This window comes from Acinetobacter sp. 789_lipA (assembly GCF_058242845.1).
On record NZ_JBZAYS010000001.1, the window covers coordinates 2,776,756 to 2,796,462 of the forward strand.

Genomic DNA, 19,707 nt, shown 5'->3' on the forward strand with positions numbered 1-19,707 from the left:
AATTTTACATTTTTTGGATTGTTAGCCCTTATAGAGGTAGTCGTATTTTCATATTTTAAAGATTATTTACTTTTCAAAAATACTAAAATTTAAAAAAGAGAAGCCTTTCATATTCAGAAAGGCTTTGTGAAATAGTGTTTTGGAAATGATTAAAATAAGAAGTAACGCTGCGCCATTGGTAACACTTCCGCAGGCTCACAAGTCAAATGCACACCATCTGCACGTACTTCATAAATCTCAGGGTCAACCTCCATTACAGGACAATAAGTATTTAACTTCATATCTGCTTTCGAGATATTACGCGTGGCTTTACAAGGACTAATCAACTTCTTTAAAGCCAATTGTTCATGTACGCCTTGCTCTATTGCCACTTGCGATAAAAAGGTAATGCAGGTGTTATGTACGCCACGAGGGTAAGCGCCAAACATCGGACGATAATGCACAGGCTGTGGCGTTGGAATTGAAGCATTAATATCACCCATCGGCGCAGCTGCAATCATTCCGCCTTTAATAATCATCGAGGGCTTAACACCAAAAAATGCAGGCTTCCATAAAACAATATCGGCTAATTTACCCACTTCAATCGAACCAACTTCATGGCTTAATCCATGGGTAATGGCAGGATTAATCGTATATTTAGCAATATAGCGCTTCACACGATTGTTATCGTGATTTTGATTATCACCTTCGAGTGGGCCGCGTTGCACTTTCATTTTATGTGCTGTCTGCCAAGTACGTAATATTACTTCACCCACACGCCCCATCGCTTGCGAGTCGGAAGACATCATGGCAATTGCGCCCATATCCTGCAAGATATCTTCTGCAGCAATAGTTTCACGGCGAATCCGACTTTCAGCAAAAGCAACATCTTCAGAAATTGCAGGGTCTAAATGGTGGCAAACCATCAACATATCTAAATGTTCATCAATGGTATTGACGGTATATGGACGTGTGGGATTGGTTGAAGATGGTAAAACATTGGGTTGACCAATTGCTTTTAAAATATCTGGTGCGTGACCACCGCCCGCACCCTCAGTATGGTAAGTGTGGATGGTCCGGTTATTAAATGCTGCTAAGGTTTCTTCTAGAAAGCCACTTTCATTTAGTGTGTCTGTGTGAATGGCAACTTGTACATCGTATTGATCCGCCACACTTAGACAGTTATCAATCGCGGCTGGCGTCGATCCCCAGTCTTCATGTAATTTTAAACCCACCACACCGGCTTTGATTTGTTCAGCGATTGGTTCTGGCTGACTCAAGTTGCCTTTACCTAACAGACCAATATTCATAGGTAAATCATCAATAGCTTGTAGCATGGTCGCAATATGCCATGGGCCTGGAGTTACTGTGGTTGCAGATGTTCCTGAGGCGGGGCCTGTACCACCACCAATCATTGTAGTTGTGCCTGACATTAGTGCTGTTTCAACTTGTTGTGGGCAAATCCAATGAATGTGAGTATCAATCCCTCCCGCCGTTAAGATTTGTCCTTCACCTGCGATGACTTCAGTTGCTGCACCTAAAGGAATTGTAATGTCAGGTTGAATATCAGGGTTACCTGCTTTACCTATTTTCCAGATACGACCATTTTTAAGTCCAACATCGGCTTTGACAATACCCCACCAATCGACAATTAAAGCATTGGTAATGACGGTATCAGCGACCTCATCAGACAATAATTGTGACTGTCCCATACCATCGCGAATGACCTTGCCACCGCCAAATTTAACTTCTTCACCATAAGTCGTGAGGTCTTGTTCAACTTGAATAAACAATTCTGTATCAGCTAAGCGAACTCTATCACCTACTGTAGGGCCAAACATTTCCGCATAAGCACGGCGAGACATTTTCATTAATATATTTCCTATTCTAGATTTTTTGGCTTTAGCAGCTTTTGCATCGGAATAAATTGAATACCCCATTTCTCCGTTAGCGCACCGACCACTTCAAATCCATATTTTTTATAAATATCGAGTGCATAATGACTTGAATTTATTGTGATTATATCGGGATCATTTTTAAGTATTTCTTGCTCTAAAAAGTCCCACATTTGTCGACCATAACCTTGACCGTGATATTCAGCTTTTAAGAAATAATGCATGACATGAGATGGAGCGATATACGCCAAATTCCCAACGATTTCTTCATTAATTTCTGCCACAAAATAATGAATAAGTGGTTGTTGGAAGATGTTTTTCAACATATCAGGTTTAAAGCGTTCACGTCCTTCTTCAGTCACGACAACATAATCGACAAAAGGTTCAATAACAGCAGCGATGGCTTCAACATCATCAACAGTTGCTGGGCGTATTTTCATTATTAACATTTAATTCTCTTATGCTTTTTCATGTACTTATTGAACTTATTACTAACAATAATTTAATTGTTCAACAAGACACTTGAGCATAAAAATAGTTAATCCAATTTACCCATAACACGCCCTGCAAACCCATACACCTCACGTTTACCTGCAAGTGCAACCAATTCGATATCTCGACTTTGGCCCGGTTCAAAACGAACTGCTGTTCCAGCAGCGATGTTGAGTCGATAGCCTCTAGCTTGCTCTCGATTAAATTGCAAAGCATCATTGGCTTCAGCAAAGTGAAAATGAGAACCGACTTGAATTGGTCGATCGCCTGCATTAGCAACACGCATTTTCAGTGTTTCTCGTCCGACATTCATTTCAATGTCTGAATCAGGCGTAATAATTTCACCAGGAATCATGGCTTACTCCTTATTTTTATTAGACAATGGGTTGATGAACTGTGACTAACTTTGAACCATCTGGAAAAGTAGCTTCGACCTGCACTTCTGCAATCATTTCCGCGACACCATCCATGACATCTTCACGACTTAACAAGGTTGTGCCGTAATGCATTAACTCGCTCACGGACATGCCATCGCGTGCGCCCTCAAGCAGTGCTGCTGAAATAAATGCAATTGATTCTGGATAATTCAATTTTAATCCACGCGCTTTACGACGCTCAGCAACAAGGCCTGCGGTAAAAATTAATAATTTATCTTTTTCAGTTGGATTAAGTTCCATAACAATTTCCTAATCTTCTAAAATGTAGAATGCAAAATGCGTGCAAATTCTTCTTTCGCTCTCGCACGTTTTGATTTTTAGTGTCCTAACCCAAAGGTAAAATGAACACTTAATCTATTAATCTTGCTAGACCTATCTACTTTCCAATGATGGCAAAACTTAAGTGCGCCAAATCCGTGGGAATTCTTCTGCTAGGTCATACCAATAGCGTCTTAAACGGGCACGGACTGCTGCAAAAGCATCATGGCATTCACGTACATCATCGCCTAAATAACGTGCACAAATCACATCATCTAACAGGGTTAAAGACACCGCTAGATTCATCCGCATAATCAATTCACGGATTAATTCGATATGTTCAGCCAGTAATGTTGTTTGCCTTAAACGCGATGGTGCTACTGCCCAGAAACTTCCCATCACAGCATGTCCATTCATACCTAAACAGGATGTAAGCCACCGATCCTGCCCCTTAAAATTTAAACTATCTGCAACCAATAATTTGTCTGCACGATACAGCCTAAATTTGCTTTGGTATTGCCCTTGCTGAAAAATTTCACCACGTGCTTGTCGACCGATGACCAACATATCCCACCCAATAAAACTGGCCATTTCATCTAGATGAATATGTGTTTCAGAGTCTGCATTGGCACCATCAAAAAGCATGGTTTCTTGCGGTAACCATTCAAATGTCGCCTGTGCTGCGACATGTATATGAATATGCTGATAGGCTTGCTTGCCATTGGTTTTGTACCATTTTCCTGCACCGGGCGTGGTAACTAACGCATGCGCATTCGCCTCAACTTTCATATCAAAAGTCAGATGGTCTCCGCCAGCAATTCCTGCTGGTGGATGCACAATAATTGCATGGCAAATACCAGTTTTTTCAGGCCACAACATCTTCTGAACGCGTACAGGCCCATGATGCTTGCGATGCTGTAATACGGTTCGATTTGACTGTACTTGATAGGCAAAACCAAGTTCCAAACAGGCATACCACAGTTGGCTGTTATGCTGCTGTTGTGTCGATATAAATTTTGTTTCGCTTAATACCAGATCATTCATTTGCATCTCCCTATTATTTGAGATGAATGAGGCATCAAGCTAAACCAATTACAGCAACAATAGCTGTCAAAGCACCAATCATTTGCTTACCATAAGGCACATATTTTTGAATAAATGCGCCGACGAGCAAACCGAATACGTATATAGATGCCATCGCTGTAACCATACCAACGACCAGTAAAACTGCCTGACCGCTTTGGCCAAGTTCCGTACCATGTGCGATGCCATGAAAACCGGCCAAAAGTGCAGCAATAAAAGGAACGGCTTTATTGGTTTTGGTCCAAAGAGCAACAGCCAATACAATTAACGACGCAATAATGCCGTTTTCAGCAATTGCTGTTGCTAAGTTGAATTGTGCACCGATCATAAAACCGACAATCATTGCGGCAGATAAACCGAATAATCCGGCCCATTTCCAGCGCTGGTGTGCAGTCCAAATCAATACGCCAAATGCTAACGCCATCATTAGATGATCAAGCCCTGTAAATGGATGCACAAAACCGCTGATAAAACTATTATGGCTATGCTCATGGCCTGGATGCGCCATTGCTACCAAGGGAAAGAATGCCAACGATGTGAAGGTAATTCTTTGCAATAATAACTTCATAGTGGATGCCCCTTATGCTTTAAACAAACCTTGTTTCTCAATAAAGCTGATGATGTCATTTAAGCCATCTTTAGTTTTCATATTGGAAAATAGAAAAGGTTTTTCACCGCGCATACGTTTCGCGTCTTGATCCATCACATCTAAATTTGCTCCAACCATTGGTGCAAGGTCGGTTTTGTTTATGATTAACAAATCAGATTTGGTAATACCGGGGCCACCTTTACGCGGAATTTTCTCCCCACCCGCCACATCAATTACATACAGGGTTAAATCTGAAAGTTCCGGGCTAAATGTTGCTGCCAAATTATCACCGCCACTTTCAATAATGATCAGTTCAAGGCCATCAAATTTTTCGCACAGGTCATCAATAGCCGCTAGGTTAATGGAGGCGTCCTCACGAATTGCGGTATGCGGGCAACCACCTGTTTCTACACCAACAATACGCTCAGGTGACATAGCTTCATGGCGTGTTAAAAAGTTGGAATCTTCTTTGGTATAAATATCATTGGTCACCACCGCCATATTGTATTTTTCACGCAGTGCCTGACATAAATTTAAAGTAAGCGCTGTTTTACCTGAACCAACTGGACCGCCAATACCTACGCGTAATGGGCTACGTTCTGTCATGTGAAATGTCCTTTATTTTTAAGATCTAAATAATCGTGAATATTGTGTTTCGTGTGCCATACTGAGCATGGCGTAATTAGGTAAGGCGCTACTGAGTTCAGCATCTTGCAGTGCTAAAGCACGTTCAATTGCCTCTGGAATCAGCCCATGCACATGCCATAAAATCCGTTGTCCACTCATCTGTCCAAGTGGTACAGTTTTCACGGCAGCCAACACCTGATTTTCAAGTACGGTAAAGGTATAAGCAGTCAAAACCTCTGCAACATCAAGTTCGAGTTGCCCACAAAGATGCGCATAGATGGGTACGAAACCGATCTGCTTTTTTAATTTCACAGGCTTTTTCAGCACATCACGAATCCACGCATTTAATGAAAATGCCAATTGCTGTGATTCAGCCAATAACTCTTTGCTTTCTCGACTTGCTCTATATAACTGCGCCCAGTATTCAAACTGCTCAGGCTGATCAAAAGATATTATTAGGCGTTTCAAAACGGGCAGCTCAAACCGTACCAAAAGCATTTCAAGCACTTCTTCAAAATAAGTAATGCTCGAGGTTTCATCAAAAATTAAGCTCTGATCAATCGCACTTTCTACCCCTTGAGAATAACAGTACGCCCCAATTGGTAGTGCCGTTGAGGACAAAGTCAACAGACTTAAAAGCTGTGAAGCATTAGGTGTGAACATGATGCAAAGCCTTAATTGGGCTTAATCTGTGATCATGCTGATGCTGTGCATAAGCACCGCTTTCAGGCTCAAATGGATGCATGGTTTCATATACCGTTAAACCAAGTCCAATTATCATTTCAGCCAATACATGATCTGGCTCAAAATACAGCGCCGTTGGTGTGAGCATTAAAGGGACGTGACGATTACCTAAGTGATACGCTGCTTTTAATAAATCAAAGCTGCTTGGTGCTTCTACTTTCATGAGTTTTTCTGCTTTGGCATCGACACGCAGTACATCACCCTCTTGAGTTGCGATATATGAACCGTGCCTTAAAATGCCGGTACGGGGTAAATCTGCACCAATATCGTGCCCGTTAGCTAAAGTTGCACGAAAACGGCTCTTTTGTCGTGTATCAAATGTCAGTTCAACTATCTCAACATTTTCTTGTACGACATTACCCTCAAGTCTTTCCGTATAGATTTTCATAAATACCCAATCTCAATTTCTTTTATCGTGATTCGTGAACTAAATTGATGCTAAATTCAGCATTAAATGAATGATTTGCATTAAAATAATGCACTATTCATGCCAATCTTATTTTGCCAAGCGTTTTATTTTTGCCGTGTCTATCTAATTATTTTGAAATTTGCTTCGTGCAAGACATCTTAATTATTAAAAAATATGTGATTGCCGATAATTATTCAGATGGCCATAAAAAAATCCCCCCATCGATGGAGGATTGTAGAAATAGAATTTATGCCAATCTAGCTAAGCATTAATACACATCTCGTCGGTAGTGACCGGCCTTACGTAAGGCATTAATTTGTTTAGCACCTAAAATTTCTACTAAAGCATCATCAATACCTTGGGCCATATTTAAACTACCACAGAGATAATACAAAACACGAAGAAACCAGCCACATTCACATCAAATAAAATCAATAACTTAAAATAAAAATTCCAAATACACCCTATTTCCCACCCGCTTTGAGCCTCTCAAATTCATCAAAAACCGCCCACATTTATAACCACTTTCTTGATCTTTTTATAAAAATTAAAAGTTTTTTGTACTTCTTGATCTAAGTTAAAAAAATCAGGAGGGCGAATAAATGAAGCCTACAAAAGCAAATTCTCAGCTAGCCAATAAAAGACCGTTTTATACAAAGGAGGTCATGATCCGTCCTTACCCGCCTCTGTTCAAAATTTACCAAAGCTACGCTCAGATTTTAAATGCCTCGCAACTGCCAACACACTTTCAACATGACGTGAGCCTAATATCTGCTACTGCACCTGCTCCAGCTGAGTTATTCGCAACAGATAACTTTCTTCTTGTTTATATAGCACAACAACAAAATATTCGAATCAAAGCTCGAAGCATTGTAGAAGCTGATGTAGACCTCATTCAGGTTCAATATCAACTCAGCAACACACTCTTTAAGTTGATGACTGAGCTCAAGATCAATCCACAGGCTCTTAATCCCGATAAGCTACTTCATAACTTAAATCAGTCTCTATCGAAACAAGCAATTTACGATGTGAATCAAAAGCTTTATGACAAACCCAGATGCAGTCTTTCTCGAGACCTACTCGCTAAGTTAATCGATTGCAGTCGTAATCAGCTACTTTATCGCCAGAAGCAAATCAACGGCACTCACGACCTACGAATTCAAGCACTCAAAAATAAATGTAAAGCACTCACGAGCGTACAACCATGCGCATCACAATTTTGGAGTTTAGACCATGAAAATTGAAAACATCATTGAGCGAATGCTAGATCATGAATTTTTTGATCAGGACTATCAAAATGCTATCGCACAGCACTTAAAACCTACAGTCTTAATCCCTGAATTAAAACCCTTATTGAAAACAACAGTCAGCTTCGATGCAGACTCTAAGTTTGAACTCCCAACAAAACTACCTCTCCCCCCAAGTGTGTCTAAACATCCGATCTGTGCCTATCTCTATTCAGTAGATCAGCATGAATATCCTGTTATACAACGATGGGCTGTGCATAATTTACATGCAGCATGTATTCTTAAAGCAATTCCGAATCCGACTGAAAAGGATCACCAAACCACCATTATTAGAGTGTTTAATCGATTTAGATTAGCAAACGAAGCTTATGCCGCATCGCAACAAGGCAAACAATTGAATCGGTATCAGCAGGAATATTTGTGGTTATGGGAGCAATTGCCTAGCCATGAGATTACCTTGGCTGACTTCGTGAAGAGTTTACGGGAATTAGAAAACGACTCTAAACTCAATCGTTTTCAGTATCTATTACTGCTTGATATACGGCGATTCTATGATTATGTCTTAGCACTTAAACCCAAGAAACATTACTCAGCACCACCCAAGCACATCGATGAGCCAATTTATTTGGATGAACACAACGCCATTTTACACTGTCCATATGACATGCCTCAGAAACAGCATCCTGCTCTCTTTTATGAGGAATTACAGGATGAACAGCCAAATCAGCAATACTCACTCAATACAGCGCAGGTATCGCCTTTAGCAAGCCAATCGAGTTATTTGCAACATCAAGTGAGTAAACTGACACAACAGCATATCATTAGACAACAACATAATTTTAGCTGTAGCAAGCATTATCCAGATTTCAACAGCCTGAGCTTACTTGTAAAACATTGCCATCAAGTCTATTTGAATCATCCAGAAAAAAATAAAGCGTATCTTTTTATTCTACTCAGTTTCTTAAGCGGTGTTCCGATTGAGCAATGGCTGGAGTTACAGACAAATCAGCGCCGTGTCCTAAATAATCGACAGAAGCTCATTTTAGAAAACGACCAATATTTTTTACGTTCAAAATTCACGCTATTTGAGAACACTGACTTTAAATTTAAAGAACAGTTACTCAATCAAGTGACCTACTTCGACTTACCACTAATTAAAGAATTAGTAGATGGTCTAAAAAAATCTCCTGTTGTGAGCCAGGAGCAAGTCAATCAAGCATTAAAAAAATGCCGTTACGAACTGTTTATTCCGTCTTTATCAACTAAAAAAATAAGTGTTTTACTACATCATTGTATTTATAGACATACCAAGAACGAGCAACTCGCTGACATACTTACGGGTATTGATGCCAATCGATCGGTTTCTATTTCATATTGCTCATATCCAATCTACCGCTTACAGCAAAGTTATCAATCAACAATACAACAACTCTCAAATGCGTTAGCAAAAGAAATTCATGTCGTTGATGATGAACAATTAAGATTTGGTAGCGGCAAAGCTCCCAAAGCCCCGACAGTGACTGCTATATTTGCCTACTTACAACATCAGATCATTCAAGCCCGACACAGAAACCAAATGCTTGAGATGTTCAATCACTACAATATTTGGCTTTGGCACATTTTATTGCTATTCACTGCTGCTCGACCTGTAATTGGATTCCCAGGGTTCTTACGAAACTTTGATTTAAAACAAAAATGGCTTTGGGTTTCGGACAAAGAAATTCACACAAGAAATGAAGATGGACGCTTAATCCCATTATGTGATTTTGCAGTTCAAGAAGTCCGTCAATTTATTGGCTATTTAGGTGAATTCCAACAACTTCATCCAGAGCATCAATCACACATTCAAGAAATTTTAAGCAGTAAAAAGCCTCTGCTGAGTGTTTATCAACATGGAGAATGGCAAGCGCTTAGCCCTCATCTTATAAGCTCATTTACTCGTGTTATGGAGATCAACCACGCAAATTGGCTTAGGCATACAGCTCGTGCATATCTCACCGAAAAAGCAGATGAAAATTTAATTTTAGCCACGTTTGGGCATGAGCAAAACCAACAAGAAATCGGCCAAAAATTCTCAAGTCTGTCTCTTCAACAATATAGAGCCCTCGCTGATTACCTTAACGAGATGCAAAATTTTTACAGTATCGATGGAATGTATGAACATGCCTAAACAAACAAAGTATGCCCATGAACGCCGTGCGAACAACAGAGACCAAAAGCGAATTAAAGAGCGTATACAAATTCAAGCGATCATAGATGAGTTTCTGTCGTTCGAGCAATTACATCAAGCACAGCAGTCAGAAAGCATAACTACTGTCTATGACCAAGTTAACCAACACTTAGACCAACTAAAATATAGTTTTTCTCTAAAAAAGGCATTTTATCAGCAGTTCCGTAAACGTATTATTCAATCTAATCGTGCCTATCATACTGATTTACCTTTACCCACCAAGCATCTCGTTTCTATTCAACGTACGCCGTTACTATTCAATGAGACTTGGCTAGAACAAACTAAATACATCTCACAGATCAAAGAAAAACTTTTAAGATATTGGTATACGGCGGATGACTTTACCATAGATGAAAGCATTGGAAATATACTGATCTGCGCAATTCTCTATGGTGGGATCTCTAATCTTTCGAGCCTAACAGCTTTGCTAGAACATTTAAAACAACAAGGTTCGATTGATCAGATCTCAAGAATACAAATCCCTCTGATCTTTCTAGAACCACAATCACCACATTATGGTGATTTATATGACCCTAAACGTCCCTTAAAAAAATCTAGAAATTTTGTACCCGATCGGCTAACACTGCTATGGATTACTAGGTTTAAAACACAAGCAATAGATATCCAACACGATTGTTACACTTATATCAATTGTATTTTTAATGCATTAGCACTTCCGTTTAATCCAAAACAATTCAAACAATTCTTACAGATGGCTAGTCATTCATGGATGCAACTAGATAGGGTTGATTTAAGCCCAGCACTAAGTCTTTGCTTATCAGAAGAGATTGAGACCTGCGGTTTAAGTCCAAGTGTTTTTAAACGCTATCTCACACCTCAGTTATCCAATTTCGATTTACAACAAACTGAAGAACCTCTACCTAAAACGCTAAATCCCGCAGAAAAAGAAGAAAAATCCTGCACAGATCACTCTCTAGATTCATCGATTGCATTGCATAAACAAATTTTAAAATTTTTTAGAAATAGTGATCAGACCGTAACAGATCTAAAAAATTGCTTACTCAACCAACATGCTCATCTTCCAGAAAATGCGAAGAGGCTCGGGCTGTGGTTATACAGCTTGTTTCATCCTACACGAGAAGATATTGAATATATTGCCGAGCTTTATCAGCTCGATCAAAGTAAGTACTCGCGTCATATAGCTCAACAGCAAAAAATTCGTCATAGCTCAATATATAGCTACTACACAAAACTCGCAGAGACTTGGTTATTGCACAGTACAGATTATCTAGAAGAGCTCAATCTCAACGATCATTTAGAAACGATTTATAGCCGTATGTTAAATGGCGTAGGTAAATCTAGATCACAAAAATTCGATCTTTTAAAACGATTCCATCAATTTCAACAGATGCTCTTTAACGCTGAATCGTTCCCTCTCAGCACTGAAGGACTACGTATTCACTCACCCAAAGCTGAGATTATTTCAGGAAAAACTTTTCAACATCTACTCAGTCAGCTTAGTCAATATAAAAACTCAAGCTATACCCCACATGATTTAGAAATGCTGAGTATCGTATATACGATAGCTTTTCGTACTGGTATGCGCATCAATGAAATACTCGGCATGCGAATCAAGGACGTGGAAGGTGTCAAAGCAAGTTCCATTTGGATACGTACATATCGTGCAAAGCATCAACAGCATTTTCTTAAAACGGATAGTGCTGAGCGCAATCTCAACGTTCAAATTTTACTTAGCGAAGAAGAGCATCTCCAATTTCAGAAATACTGCAAGGCACGCCGTATAGCCTATAACCCCAATCAATACCTATTCACGATGTGGAATAGTGCAGAACGTATTAGACCCTACATGGTCACCACACCTTTTCAAAAGACACTTGATTCAATTTTGCCAAATCATTGCTATACCTTCCATTCACTGCGACATAGTGCGACGAACAATCTAGCTATAATTTTGACTATGGACTACGAGTTTGTAAACGTCTTCACTGACTATTCACCTAGGCATTACAACTTGATTCGTAGTCAGCTCTTATCGTCTCAAACACCTCAAAATTGTTGGTATCTACTTGCCCACTTATTGGGCCATATTGATCCTACTGAAACCTTTAGGAGCTATTTGCATCTAGCTTATATAATGGCAGGTTATCAATTAAGAAAATTTGACCCATGTTTGGATCGAACCGTTATTCGAAAAATCTGTCCAAGCTTAAAATCATCTAAACACCAGCAAATAGCACTTAGCTATTACGATGAACAAATAGTACAAACAATAAAAATAAAACCTATAACAATGCCTGATGAATACATCAACACATCTAAGATTAAAGGTGATTTAGTTCAAGCAGAAGATAGCAATTTTTTCTATGGAAGCAGTAAATCTAGTTATCCATTTTCTCTAGTCATAAAAATCCTCAAAGCCTTAGATCAATCATATACACCAGAGCTTCTTTCACAACAATATGATTTTCCAATTGAGACTCTGATGCCATGGCAACAGAATATACTTAGGCTCAAACAACTCAAAAACCGTAAAAATCGTCCGCGTTTCATCATTAATGCCGAAAAATCAGAGCGCGTACTTCCGCACATTGAAACTGCCGAAGACAAAAAACTTTTAGAATATTTTTTTAAACAGCTTAACCAGCATAGTTGTAATGATATCTATATATTAGATGCACTACATATTTTTGAAATGAAAGCCAATATTTCACATGCAGGATTAATTTTTAATGCTAATGATGTAAGACTAGCAAATCGATTTTTAAGGGGTATTTATTCTTTATTTCCAGAAAAATATTGGCATAAAGCGATATCACCTGACATTCCTCAGGAGAAGCTCATGGCAAGACTACATTCTAAACTCCCTTCTTGTCGTACGAACAGCAGTTTAAGTAACTCCTTTAAGTTGGAGCTGATATCTCAGAAAAATGGTAAATCACTCGGTATCTTTCGCTACTGCCTGTTGATTCTACTGATTTTATGTACGCAGTTGCCAGATCATAATTGATCTGGTTGATAACAGGAAAACTCATAAAAATCTTGAACCAATTTTTCATAAACATCAGAAAAATTGATTAACTGTTTTGGTTGCAAACCATAATGCTCAAAATAGCGAGCATCAATAAAGTAAGCCAAGCCGATATGCGTATTTAGATAAGTAGATACGCCAAGCTGCCTACAAAAATCAGGGTTATATTGTAGCTGTAACGCCGTATTTAGAATAATTTTTGACGTCACAATTTTAGCTACATTGCGAATATTCAGATGCCGAATACTTGGATGCATTGATGTCAAAACGCGACTCGAAGAATAATCCATCATGATCATTTGACCTTCTATTAATTTAAATTTTTATCAAGTAATGATTTAGTTGCTTCTCGTTTCGCAAGTTAACATCTAAACTATGTCTATATTTATCTCTGTACACGACAAATTTCATAGGATCCTTGTCCTATCAGGCTTTTTCTTTCTTAAAATTGCTAGCACTTTCTTAAATTCTTCTTTTTTTCCAAAACCAATCAAACGTAGAATAGCCATTTGAACATAGTCCAAACCGTAGCGAAATAAACTTACTGAAAGTCGTCCATGCTTCTTTATTTTTATCGCTTTTTTTCGATCATGTTGCCATTCACCTGTTAAATAGCACCAACAGAAACCGATAGCTAGCACTGCTATCAATTTCTTGACTCGTCCAGGGTCTGTTAAACGAGTATTTTCAAGATTGAATCCACGTCCTTTGAGACAACTAAATAACGTTTCGATTTCCCAGCGTAATGCATAATCACGAATAGCAGAAGCATTAAACATAGGAGAAACAACAAGTAAAAGTTCTCCATCTTCTAATCGTAGCGCACTAATATACAGTTTTACTCGACCAACCCAAATACGTCGTTTACGACATTCAGTTTGACCAACTTGAAGATGACGAAATAAATCACTAATTTTATGATTCCTGGCTAAGTGATTGGTCACAATAAAGTTTTTTTAACACGTATACAGAAGTTAATGTCATTTTCAATTAACCATGTAAACCATTTCTCACCGATAAATTCTCTGTCTGCGAACACATTCACAATACGGTCTTTACCAAAAATAGAGATAAAGCGTTGAATCAAAGCAATACGCTCTTTTGTATCTGAATTTCCACGTTTATTGAGCAATGTCCAAACAATAGGTATCGCTATTCCACGATAGACGATGGCTAACATCAAGATATTGATATCTCGTTTTCCCCATTTCCAATTGGTTCTATCTAAAGTCAGTTGCACTTTGTCGAATGAAAATATATTGAAAATTAACTGAGAAATTTGACGATAATCAAAATACTGACCTGCAAAGAAGCGTTGTATACGTCGATAAAATGATTGTGGTAAGCACTTGATGGGTAAGGCTTTAGATGCAGAAGAAAGATTACATGTCTGTTTTACAATTAATGCAATCATAATCAGTGTAAAACATTTTACATGTGACTTGTTCCACTTTAGATATTTGTTTAAGATGAGATGTAACTCATTGAAATGTGTCATCATATTCGTCGTCAGAAAACAAGTATTATGCCATTATTTCAATGAGTTATCTTTTTTTGTCGTGTACAAAGTATATTTATATAAAAACATGACCAAAACGTCAAGTTTTTATTGTCTATTTGGCGGTAATAATGACACTTGAATTAGACTCGAATGAATTTAAAATTCGATTGAAAGAAGTTAGAAAGATACGAAAGCTAACACAGCTAGAACTTGCTGAAAAAACGGGGATACCCGTAACCTCGATTGCGCATTTTGAGTCAGGCTCTCGTAAACCCTCTTTAGAAAATTTCTATAAGCTCATTGTCGTGCTTAATGTATCATCCGATTACATCTTGGGACGCTGTGAAAAAATGAGTACCTCAGCGATTGATCCTATTACTAATGCTTTACAGGACCTACCAGAGTTGGAGCGTAAAATGATTGAGAAATTCATTGTATCTTTGACGAATGAGAACATTAAACAGAATGATTAGATGTGTTATTAAATAAAAGTTCTGGAAATTAAAAAACCACATAATGTGGTTTTTTTGCATAGCAGCATAATGGCTATAAATACATAATGTATTCGCTATGAAGAAAGTCACCATCTATTTCATAGATGGTCATTACAATTCTGATTATCTCTCACCTCTACATTTTGTTTTGTAATTTCTATACCATTCTTCTATTTCTTCAGTATCAAAATAGACCGCTGCTTGGCGAGAAGCCCCTTCTTTCAAAAATCTTGGGAAAGTAGGATCATTTTCGATAATTTTGCGCAAGCAATCTCGGGTGACATTAAGCAACTCACAAACTTGATTGTATTTTAAGCGAAGAGGCTTCAGATTCTGATAACCAACAGGTATATCTAAATCATCATTTTTTTGAACAGTACGTACAATACTTCGACGAGTATGTGATGTAGGCGCTTTAAAATGATCCAACTGAGGATCCTCATTTAACAATAGAGAAACCATCCTAGCAAAAATGAACAATTCAAATCCCATCCGTTCAAAAACTCACAAAAGTCTCCACTTTTTTAAATTAATGCTTAAGTAAAGACTCAATATAACCACTCCACCACTCCATGATTTCATATCGTTCTTCTAAGTGTGCCTCTTTATCATATGCTCCCTTGACCCCAGTTTTTAAATGAGCCAATGCTGATTCGATCACCTGCCATTTGTCACTATAGCGTTTATTCAAATTGGAGGATGCAATATGTCTAAATCCATGTGGATTTTGTTTTCCTCGATAACCTAATCGATTCAATGCCGCATTAAATGTTAAATTCGAAATTGGCTTATTAATGCTATCGCGACTTGGGAATAAGTATTCACTTTCAGGTGAAATTTTCTTTAGCTCCATCAATAATTTAATGACATGCTTGGACAAAGGAATCCCATGTTCGATACCTTTTTTCATTATATTTGAGGGACGTATCCACACCGCCTCATCAAAATCAAATTGCTCCCATTTCGCCTGTCGCAATTCCCCTGGACGAGGAAACATATGTATTAAAAGTTCTAAGCCTATTGCAATCGGTCTGGATGAGGAATTTCGAATTAATGAAATCATTTCTGGAAGCTGTTGAATAGCTACATGCTTCATACTTTGAGATTCCCCTTTCGCTAAATAATCACCAATCCCTTCCAATGGATTATATAAAATACCTTTTTTAAATTTTGCTAAACCATAAGCACCTGAGCAACATGAAATAAGCTTTTCAATTCTGTTATAAATTCCTTCATTCATTTGCTTGTTAGTAAAAAACTCCAACCATTCTGCTGGTGTAATTGATTTATATGGTCGATGTCCAAAGACAGGAATTAAATGTCGTTCAACCGATTGTTTTTCCTTTTTATAAGTATCAGCAGCCCAAGTCTGCTTTTTTCGCTCTAACCACTCATAAATAAGATGCGAGAATAAAGCCTTTTCCTCCTCAAGCTGAATTTTCTTAATCTCAACCTGTGTTTGAATTAGTATTTCACCTAGCGTCATGGCCTCTGCTTTTTCACGTGCTTGCGCATAACTTACAGATGGATAACTACCTAATCCTATCCATGCCCATTTTCCTTGATCATTCTTATATCGATATTGCCAATGTTTTTTGCCATTCGGTTTAACCCTACAATACAAACCTGGAATATCAGTAGGCTCACGATATTCTTTCGCTTTGGGTTTAAGTGTTTTATAAATTTCTTCAACACTTTTTTTTCGGCGAACCTTTGTATTCTGCGATACAGATCTTAGACGAATATCATCGTGAGTATTAACATCAAAAACATTCATAACTTATGGAATCTCCAGTGATTTTTTCCTTGGTGTATCCCTGAGTTATATTTTAAATTTAGGATACAAACAAGGATACACAGAGCGTGTTCCCATACGAAGTTATATAAGTTTAAACAAAGCAATAAAAAACCCTTAACTCTTTTAGAATTAAGGGTTTAAGTATCATATGAGTGCATATGATTATAAAATTTGGTGGGCCCAGACAGACTTGAACTGTCGACCAACGGATTATGAGTCCGTTTACATGGCAATTAAAAATCAACAAGTAACATATATAAAATCAATACTATCATATATTTATATAATTTTAAAATTTTATTATTCACTCTTTTTGTTGATTAATATATATTGATTTTGCTTACTACTTGCTTACCAGACGCTTACTAGAATGAAGTTAACAAAACCTGCTATTGATAAAATTGATTGCTCAGACAAAAATAAACCAACTTTTTTTTGGGATGAGAAAACCCCAGGATTCGGTGTTAAAGTTACACCTAAAAATAATAAAAGCTACATCTTCCAAGGCCGTATTGGTCTTCAAAACCGTCGTATCAAAATTGGTGACGTTGATGTATGGAAATTAGATGACGCTCGTAAATATGCACAAGAATTGGCGATTATGTGCCACAAAGGAATTGACCCATTAATCGAGCGTAAGAAAGCTTTAGCTGATAATAAAGAACTGCTAAAACAAGAAAAGCGTAAAACTATTAAATTTAAAGATGTATGGTTTGAATATTTAAAAGCAAGACAACCTAATTGGCGACCAAGAAGCTATCAGGATCATATCGAATTATCTAGAGGTGGTTACGATCCTGAAAAAAATAGTATTTATACTAATCAACCCATTTATCAACTGTTCGAGTACAAGCTTTCTGAATTAACTGCAGATGTGTTTTGTGATTGGCTTGATCAGAATGACTATCGTCCTACAACATCAGCTAAAGCATATCGACTCACACGCGCTTTTCTGAATTGGTGCGAGGAACATGAGGACTATGAAAACTTAATACCTCCAAAATCATATAACGCCAAGAAGGTTAAAGATAAAGTCCCTTCCTCCAAAGCCAAAAATGATTGTTTGATGAAACAGCACCTAAAACCATGGTTTGAAGAGGTAAATAAGTTAACTAGTAGAAAAATTGCGATTTTTTTTATATGTAGTTTAATCACTGGTTGCAGAAAGAATGAGCTGCTTTCATTAAAATGGACAGATGTCGATTTTCGTTGGAAAACAGCAAAAGTCAGAGATAAAATTGAAGATGAAGGTCGCTTAATCCCTCTAACTGCATATGTTGAAAGCCTATTATTAGAACTAAAGAAAAATTCTGATTCTAAATTCATATTTAGCAGTAAGGGCGCTGCATGTGGACATATTGTTAATCCCTACGATAGCTTAGAGAAAATATGTAAAAAACTAAATATTGGACTTACTCCCCATGGATTGAGAAGGTCATATAAAACATTAGCTATATGGACAAAAATCAATGAAGGATCTTTAGCACAGATATCAGGTCATAAACCGAGTGCATTAGTTGAAAGACACTATATCGTACGACCTATGGATATGCTACGAGAAACGCTACAAGAATATGAGGATTGGATTTTACAACAAGTACGAAATGGCATTAATTTAAATACCCCCTGAAAATGTGAAACCCATTTTTACACAAGTAAATTTCAACCACTTCTTCTGCAAAAGATCGCAACCGTGTCGTAGCACTTCCAGGATCTGTATAAATCATAGCTTCCGCAAGTGCCCCTAAGTCAGATAAAAGTGGAAATTTTTCTCTTAAAAACTCAAATTTTTCAGATTGCATCACTACCCTTGTTAATTAGGTGTTTAGTCCCAGATTTTAATGGTGCAATATTCTCAGATAAATGGAAGGAAGCACTATGGGACAAGTTCTACACAGCAGCGCCACAACGACACAGGCAGTGCGTCGAGCAATACAAAATAGTCAAGAGAGCTTAAGAACGCTAGCCAAGCGTTACGGCATCAATCAAAAGACCGTCGCAAAATGGAAGAAACGTACTTCAGTAGATGATCTTACAACCGGCCCAAAGAATTCTCGCTCAAGCGTGTTATCGCCTGAAGATGAGGCGGCAATTGTTGCTTTTCGAAAACGCACTTTGTTGCCGCTAGACGATTGCCTTTATGCATTGCAGCCGAGTATTCCTTATCTGACACGCTCGTCGTTACACCGCTGCTTACAGCGGCATGGTATTTCACGACTGCCTGAGGTACAAGGTGATCGCCCTGTCAGGAAGCGCTTCAAGAGCTACCCCATTGGTTACTTTCATATCGACATCGCTGAGATGCAAACAGCACAGGGTAAGCTTTATCTCTTCGTTGCCATTGATCGCACTTCCAAGTTTGCGTTCACTGAATTGCATACTAAAGCCAGTAAGATGGCAGCCGCGGAGTTCATGCGCAATCTGGTTAAGGCTGTGCCCTATAGAATCCATACGGTGCTAACAGATAACGGCATCCAGTTCACGAACCGCACCTGTGATCGCTACGCCTCTGAGCACATCTTTGATCGGGTTTGTACTGAATGTGGCATTGAACATCGTCTTACCAAGGTTAAGCATCCATGGACCAATGGACAGGTCGAGAGGATGAACCGAACGATTAAAGAAGCTACTGTCAAACGGTTCCATTACGACGATCACACTCAGCTATGCATTCACCTTGCTGATTTTATTGCTGCATACAACTTCGGCCGCAGACTCAAAACACTCAGGGGCCTGACTCCCTACGAATTCATCTGCAAACAGTGGACAGATGAACCTGAACTTTTTAAAATTGATCCGATCCATCAAATGCCGGGACTAAACACACGATTAATCGCATCAAAACATGGTGCTGAATCCTGACGTAGGGCTTTGTAGAGTGCCTCACGCCCGGTAATCCCTCCTAAAAATAACC

The 19,707-nt window shown here is 38.3% G+C and carries 20 protein-coding genes; 6 read left to right on the forward strand and 14 right to left on the reverse strand.

Annotated features, from left to right (window positions below; translation table 11 throughout):
* Window positions 1-149 precede the first annotated feature (149 nt).
* The 9 genes from ureC to ureE all read right to left on the reverse strand — a co-directional run bounded on the left by ureC (window position 150) and on the right by ureE (window position 6,492).
* Entirely contained in the window at window positions 150-1,850 is a 1,701-nt protein-coding gene (gene ureC, locus AC4CUZ_RS13575) for an urease subunit alpha (RefSeq protein ID WP_490747773.1), read from the reverse strand.
* Between the two features lie 11 nt (window positions 1,851-1,861).
* Window positions 1,862-2,323, reverse strand: a complete 462-nt coding sequence (locus tag AC4CUZ_RS13580; RefSeq protein WP_004778076.1) for a GNAT family N-acetyltransferase — start codon at window positions 2,321-2,323, stop codon at window positions 1,862-1,864.
* Window positions 2,324-2,412: 89 nt separating this feature from the next.
* Entirely contained in the window at window positions 2,413-2,721 is a 309-nt protein-coding gene (locus AC4CUZ_RS13585; RefSeq protein ID WP_004778077.1) for an urease subunit beta, read from the reverse strand.
* Between the two features lie 19 nt (window positions 2,722-2,740).
* Entirely contained in the window at window positions 2,741-3,043 is a 303-nt protein-coding gene (gene ureA / locus AC4CUZ_RS13590; RefSeq protein ID WP_004778079.1) for an urease subunit gamma, read from the reverse strand.
* A gap of 159 nt (window positions 3,044-3,202) precedes the next feature.
* Window positions 3,203-4,105: an urease accessory protein UreD gene (locus tag AC4CUZ_RS13595; RefSeq protein WP_490747774.1), complete on the reverse strand. Its 903-nt coding sequence runs from the start codon at window positions 4,103-4,105 to the stop codon at window positions 3,203-3,205.
* A 34-nt stretch (window positions 4,106-4,139) separates the two neighbouring features.
* The gene (locus tag AC4CUZ_RS13600) at window positions 4,140-4,712 is read right to left on the reverse strand and encodes a HupE/UreJ family protein (RefSeq protein ID WP_004778083.1); all 573 of its coding nucleotides are present in this window, start codon (window positions 4,710-4,712) and stop codon (window positions 4,140-4,142) included.
* Window positions 4,713-4,724: 12 nt separating this feature from the next.
* Entirely contained in the window at window positions 4,725-5,339 is a 615-nt protein-coding gene (gene ureG, locus AC4CUZ_RS13605) for an urease accessory protein UreG (RefSeq protein ID WP_004778085.1), read from the reverse strand.
* Window positions 5,340-5,357: 18 nt separating this feature from the next.
* Window positions 5,358-6,023, reverse strand: coding sequence for an urease accessory protein UreF (locus AC4CUZ_RS13610; protein ID WP_004778087.1), 666 nt, complete (start codon window positions 6,021-6,023; stop codon window positions 5,358-5,360).
* A complete protein-coding gene (ureE, locus tag AC4CUZ_RS13615; protein WP_005090807.1) occupies window positions 6,010-6,492 on the reverse strand; it encodes an urease accessory protein UreE in 483 nt (160 codons plus the stop codon). Before ureE ends, AC4CUZ_RS13610 begins: the two co-directional genes overlap by 14 nt.
* Before the next feature lie 623 nt (window positions 6,493-7,115).
* Between ureE and AC4CUZ_RS13620 the strand changes: the two genes are divergently transcribed.
* Genes AC4CUZ_RS13620 through AC4CUZ_RS13630 form a run of 3 tightly spaced genes read left to right on the forward strand, consistent with a single transcriptional unit; the run spans window position 7,116 to window position 12,979 of the window.
* On the forward strand, window positions 7,116-7,757 hold the full coding sequence (locus AC4CUZ_RS13620) for a hypothetical protein (RefSeq protein WP_005265722.1): 642 nt from the start codon (window positions 7,116-7,118) through the stop codon (window positions 7,755-7,757).
* Complete coding sequence (locus AC4CUZ_RS13625; RefSeq protein ID WP_490747775.1) at window positions 7,747-9,930, forward strand: hypothetical protein; 2,184 nt, start codon at window positions 7,747-7,749, stop codon at window positions 9,928-9,930. The genes AC4CUZ_RS13620 and AC4CUZ_RS13625 overlap by 11 nt, the downstream gene beginning before the upstream one ends.
* Entirely contained in the window at window positions 9,923-12,979 is a 3,057-nt protein-coding gene (locus AC4CUZ_RS13630; RefSeq protein ID WP_490747776.1) for a tyrosine-type recombinase/integrase, read from the forward strand. Before AC4CUZ_RS13625 ends, AC4CUZ_RS13630 begins: the two co-directional genes overlap by 8 nt.
* Here AC4CUZ_RS13630 and AC4CUZ_RS13635 read toward each other — a convergent pair.
* Complete coding sequence (locus tag AC4CUZ_RS13635) at window positions 12,970-13,293, reverse strand: hypothetical protein (RefSeq protein WP_052431342.1); 324 nt, start codon at window positions 13,291-13,293, stop codon at window positions 12,970-12,972. The two genes, AC4CUZ_RS13630 and AC4CUZ_RS13635, sit on opposite strands and share 10 nt — an antisense overlap.
* A gap of 114 nt (window positions 13,294-13,407) precedes the next feature.
* Window positions 13,408-14,498, reverse strand: a protein-coding gene (locus AC4CUZ_RS13640) for an IS4-like element ISAba33 family transposase (protein WP_115736667.1) whose coding sequence is annotated in 2 segments (ribosomal slippage) — window positions 13,408-13,958 and window positions 13,958-14,498 — 1,092 coding nt in all. Because the reading frame shifts where the segments join, the coding sequence is not laid out codon by codon here.
* A 131-nt stretch (window positions 14,499-14,629) separates the two neighbouring features.
* On the opposite strand from AC4CUZ_RS13640, the gene AC4CUZ_RS13645 reads away from it, so the two are divergent.
* Window positions 14,630-14,974, forward strand: coding sequence for a helix-turn-helix domain-containing protein (locus AC4CUZ_RS13645; protein WP_490747777.1), 345 nt, complete (start codon window positions 14,630-14,632; stop codon window positions 14,972-14,974).
* A 144-nt stretch (window positions 14,975-15,118) separates the two neighbouring features.
* Here AC4CUZ_RS13645 and AC4CUZ_RS13650 read toward each other — a convergent pair whose 3' ends face one another.
* A complete protein-coding gene (locus tag AC4CUZ_RS13650) occupies window positions 15,119-15,487 on the reverse strand; it encodes a helix-turn-helix transcriptional regulator (protein WP_129717166.1) in 369 nt (122 codons plus the stop codon).
* 37 nt (window positions 15,488-15,524) lie between these two features.
* Window positions 15,525-16,772 carry a tyrosine-type recombinase/integrase gene (locus AC4CUZ_RS13655; protein WP_004637174.1) on the reverse strand — a complete coding sequence of 416 codons (1,248 nt, stop codon included), beginning with the start codon at window positions 16,770-16,772 and terminating at the stop codon, window positions 15,525-15,527.
* Between the two features lie 391 nt (window positions 16,773-17,163).
* On the opposite strand from AC4CUZ_RS13655, the gene AC4CUZ_RS13660 reads away from it, so the two are divergent.
* A complete protein-coding gene (locus AC4CUZ_RS13660) occupies window positions 17,164-18,423 on the forward strand; it encodes a tyrosine-type recombinase/integrase (RefSeq protein ID WP_490747778.1) in 1,260 nt (419 codons plus the stop codon).
* Here AC4CUZ_RS13660 and AC4CUZ_RS13665 read toward each other — a convergent pair.
* Window positions 18,404-18,595 carry a hypothetical protein gene (locus AC4CUZ_RS13665; protein WP_490747779.1) on the reverse strand — a complete coding sequence of 64 codons (192 nt, stop codon included), beginning with the start codon at window positions 18,593-18,595 and terminating at the stop codon, window positions 18,404-18,406. The genes AC4CUZ_RS13660 and AC4CUZ_RS13665 overlap by 20 nt on opposite strands.
* Before the next feature lie 76 nt (window positions 18,596-18,671).
* Between AC4CUZ_RS13665 and AC4CUZ_RS13670 the strand changes: the two genes are divergently transcribed.
* Window positions 18,672-19,655, forward strand: a complete 984-nt coding sequence (locus AC4CUZ_RS13670) for an IS481 family transposase (RefSeq protein WP_490747780.1) — start codon at window positions 18,672-18,674, stop codon at window positions 19,653-19,655.
* Window positions 19,656-19,707: the final 52 nt, after the last annotated feature.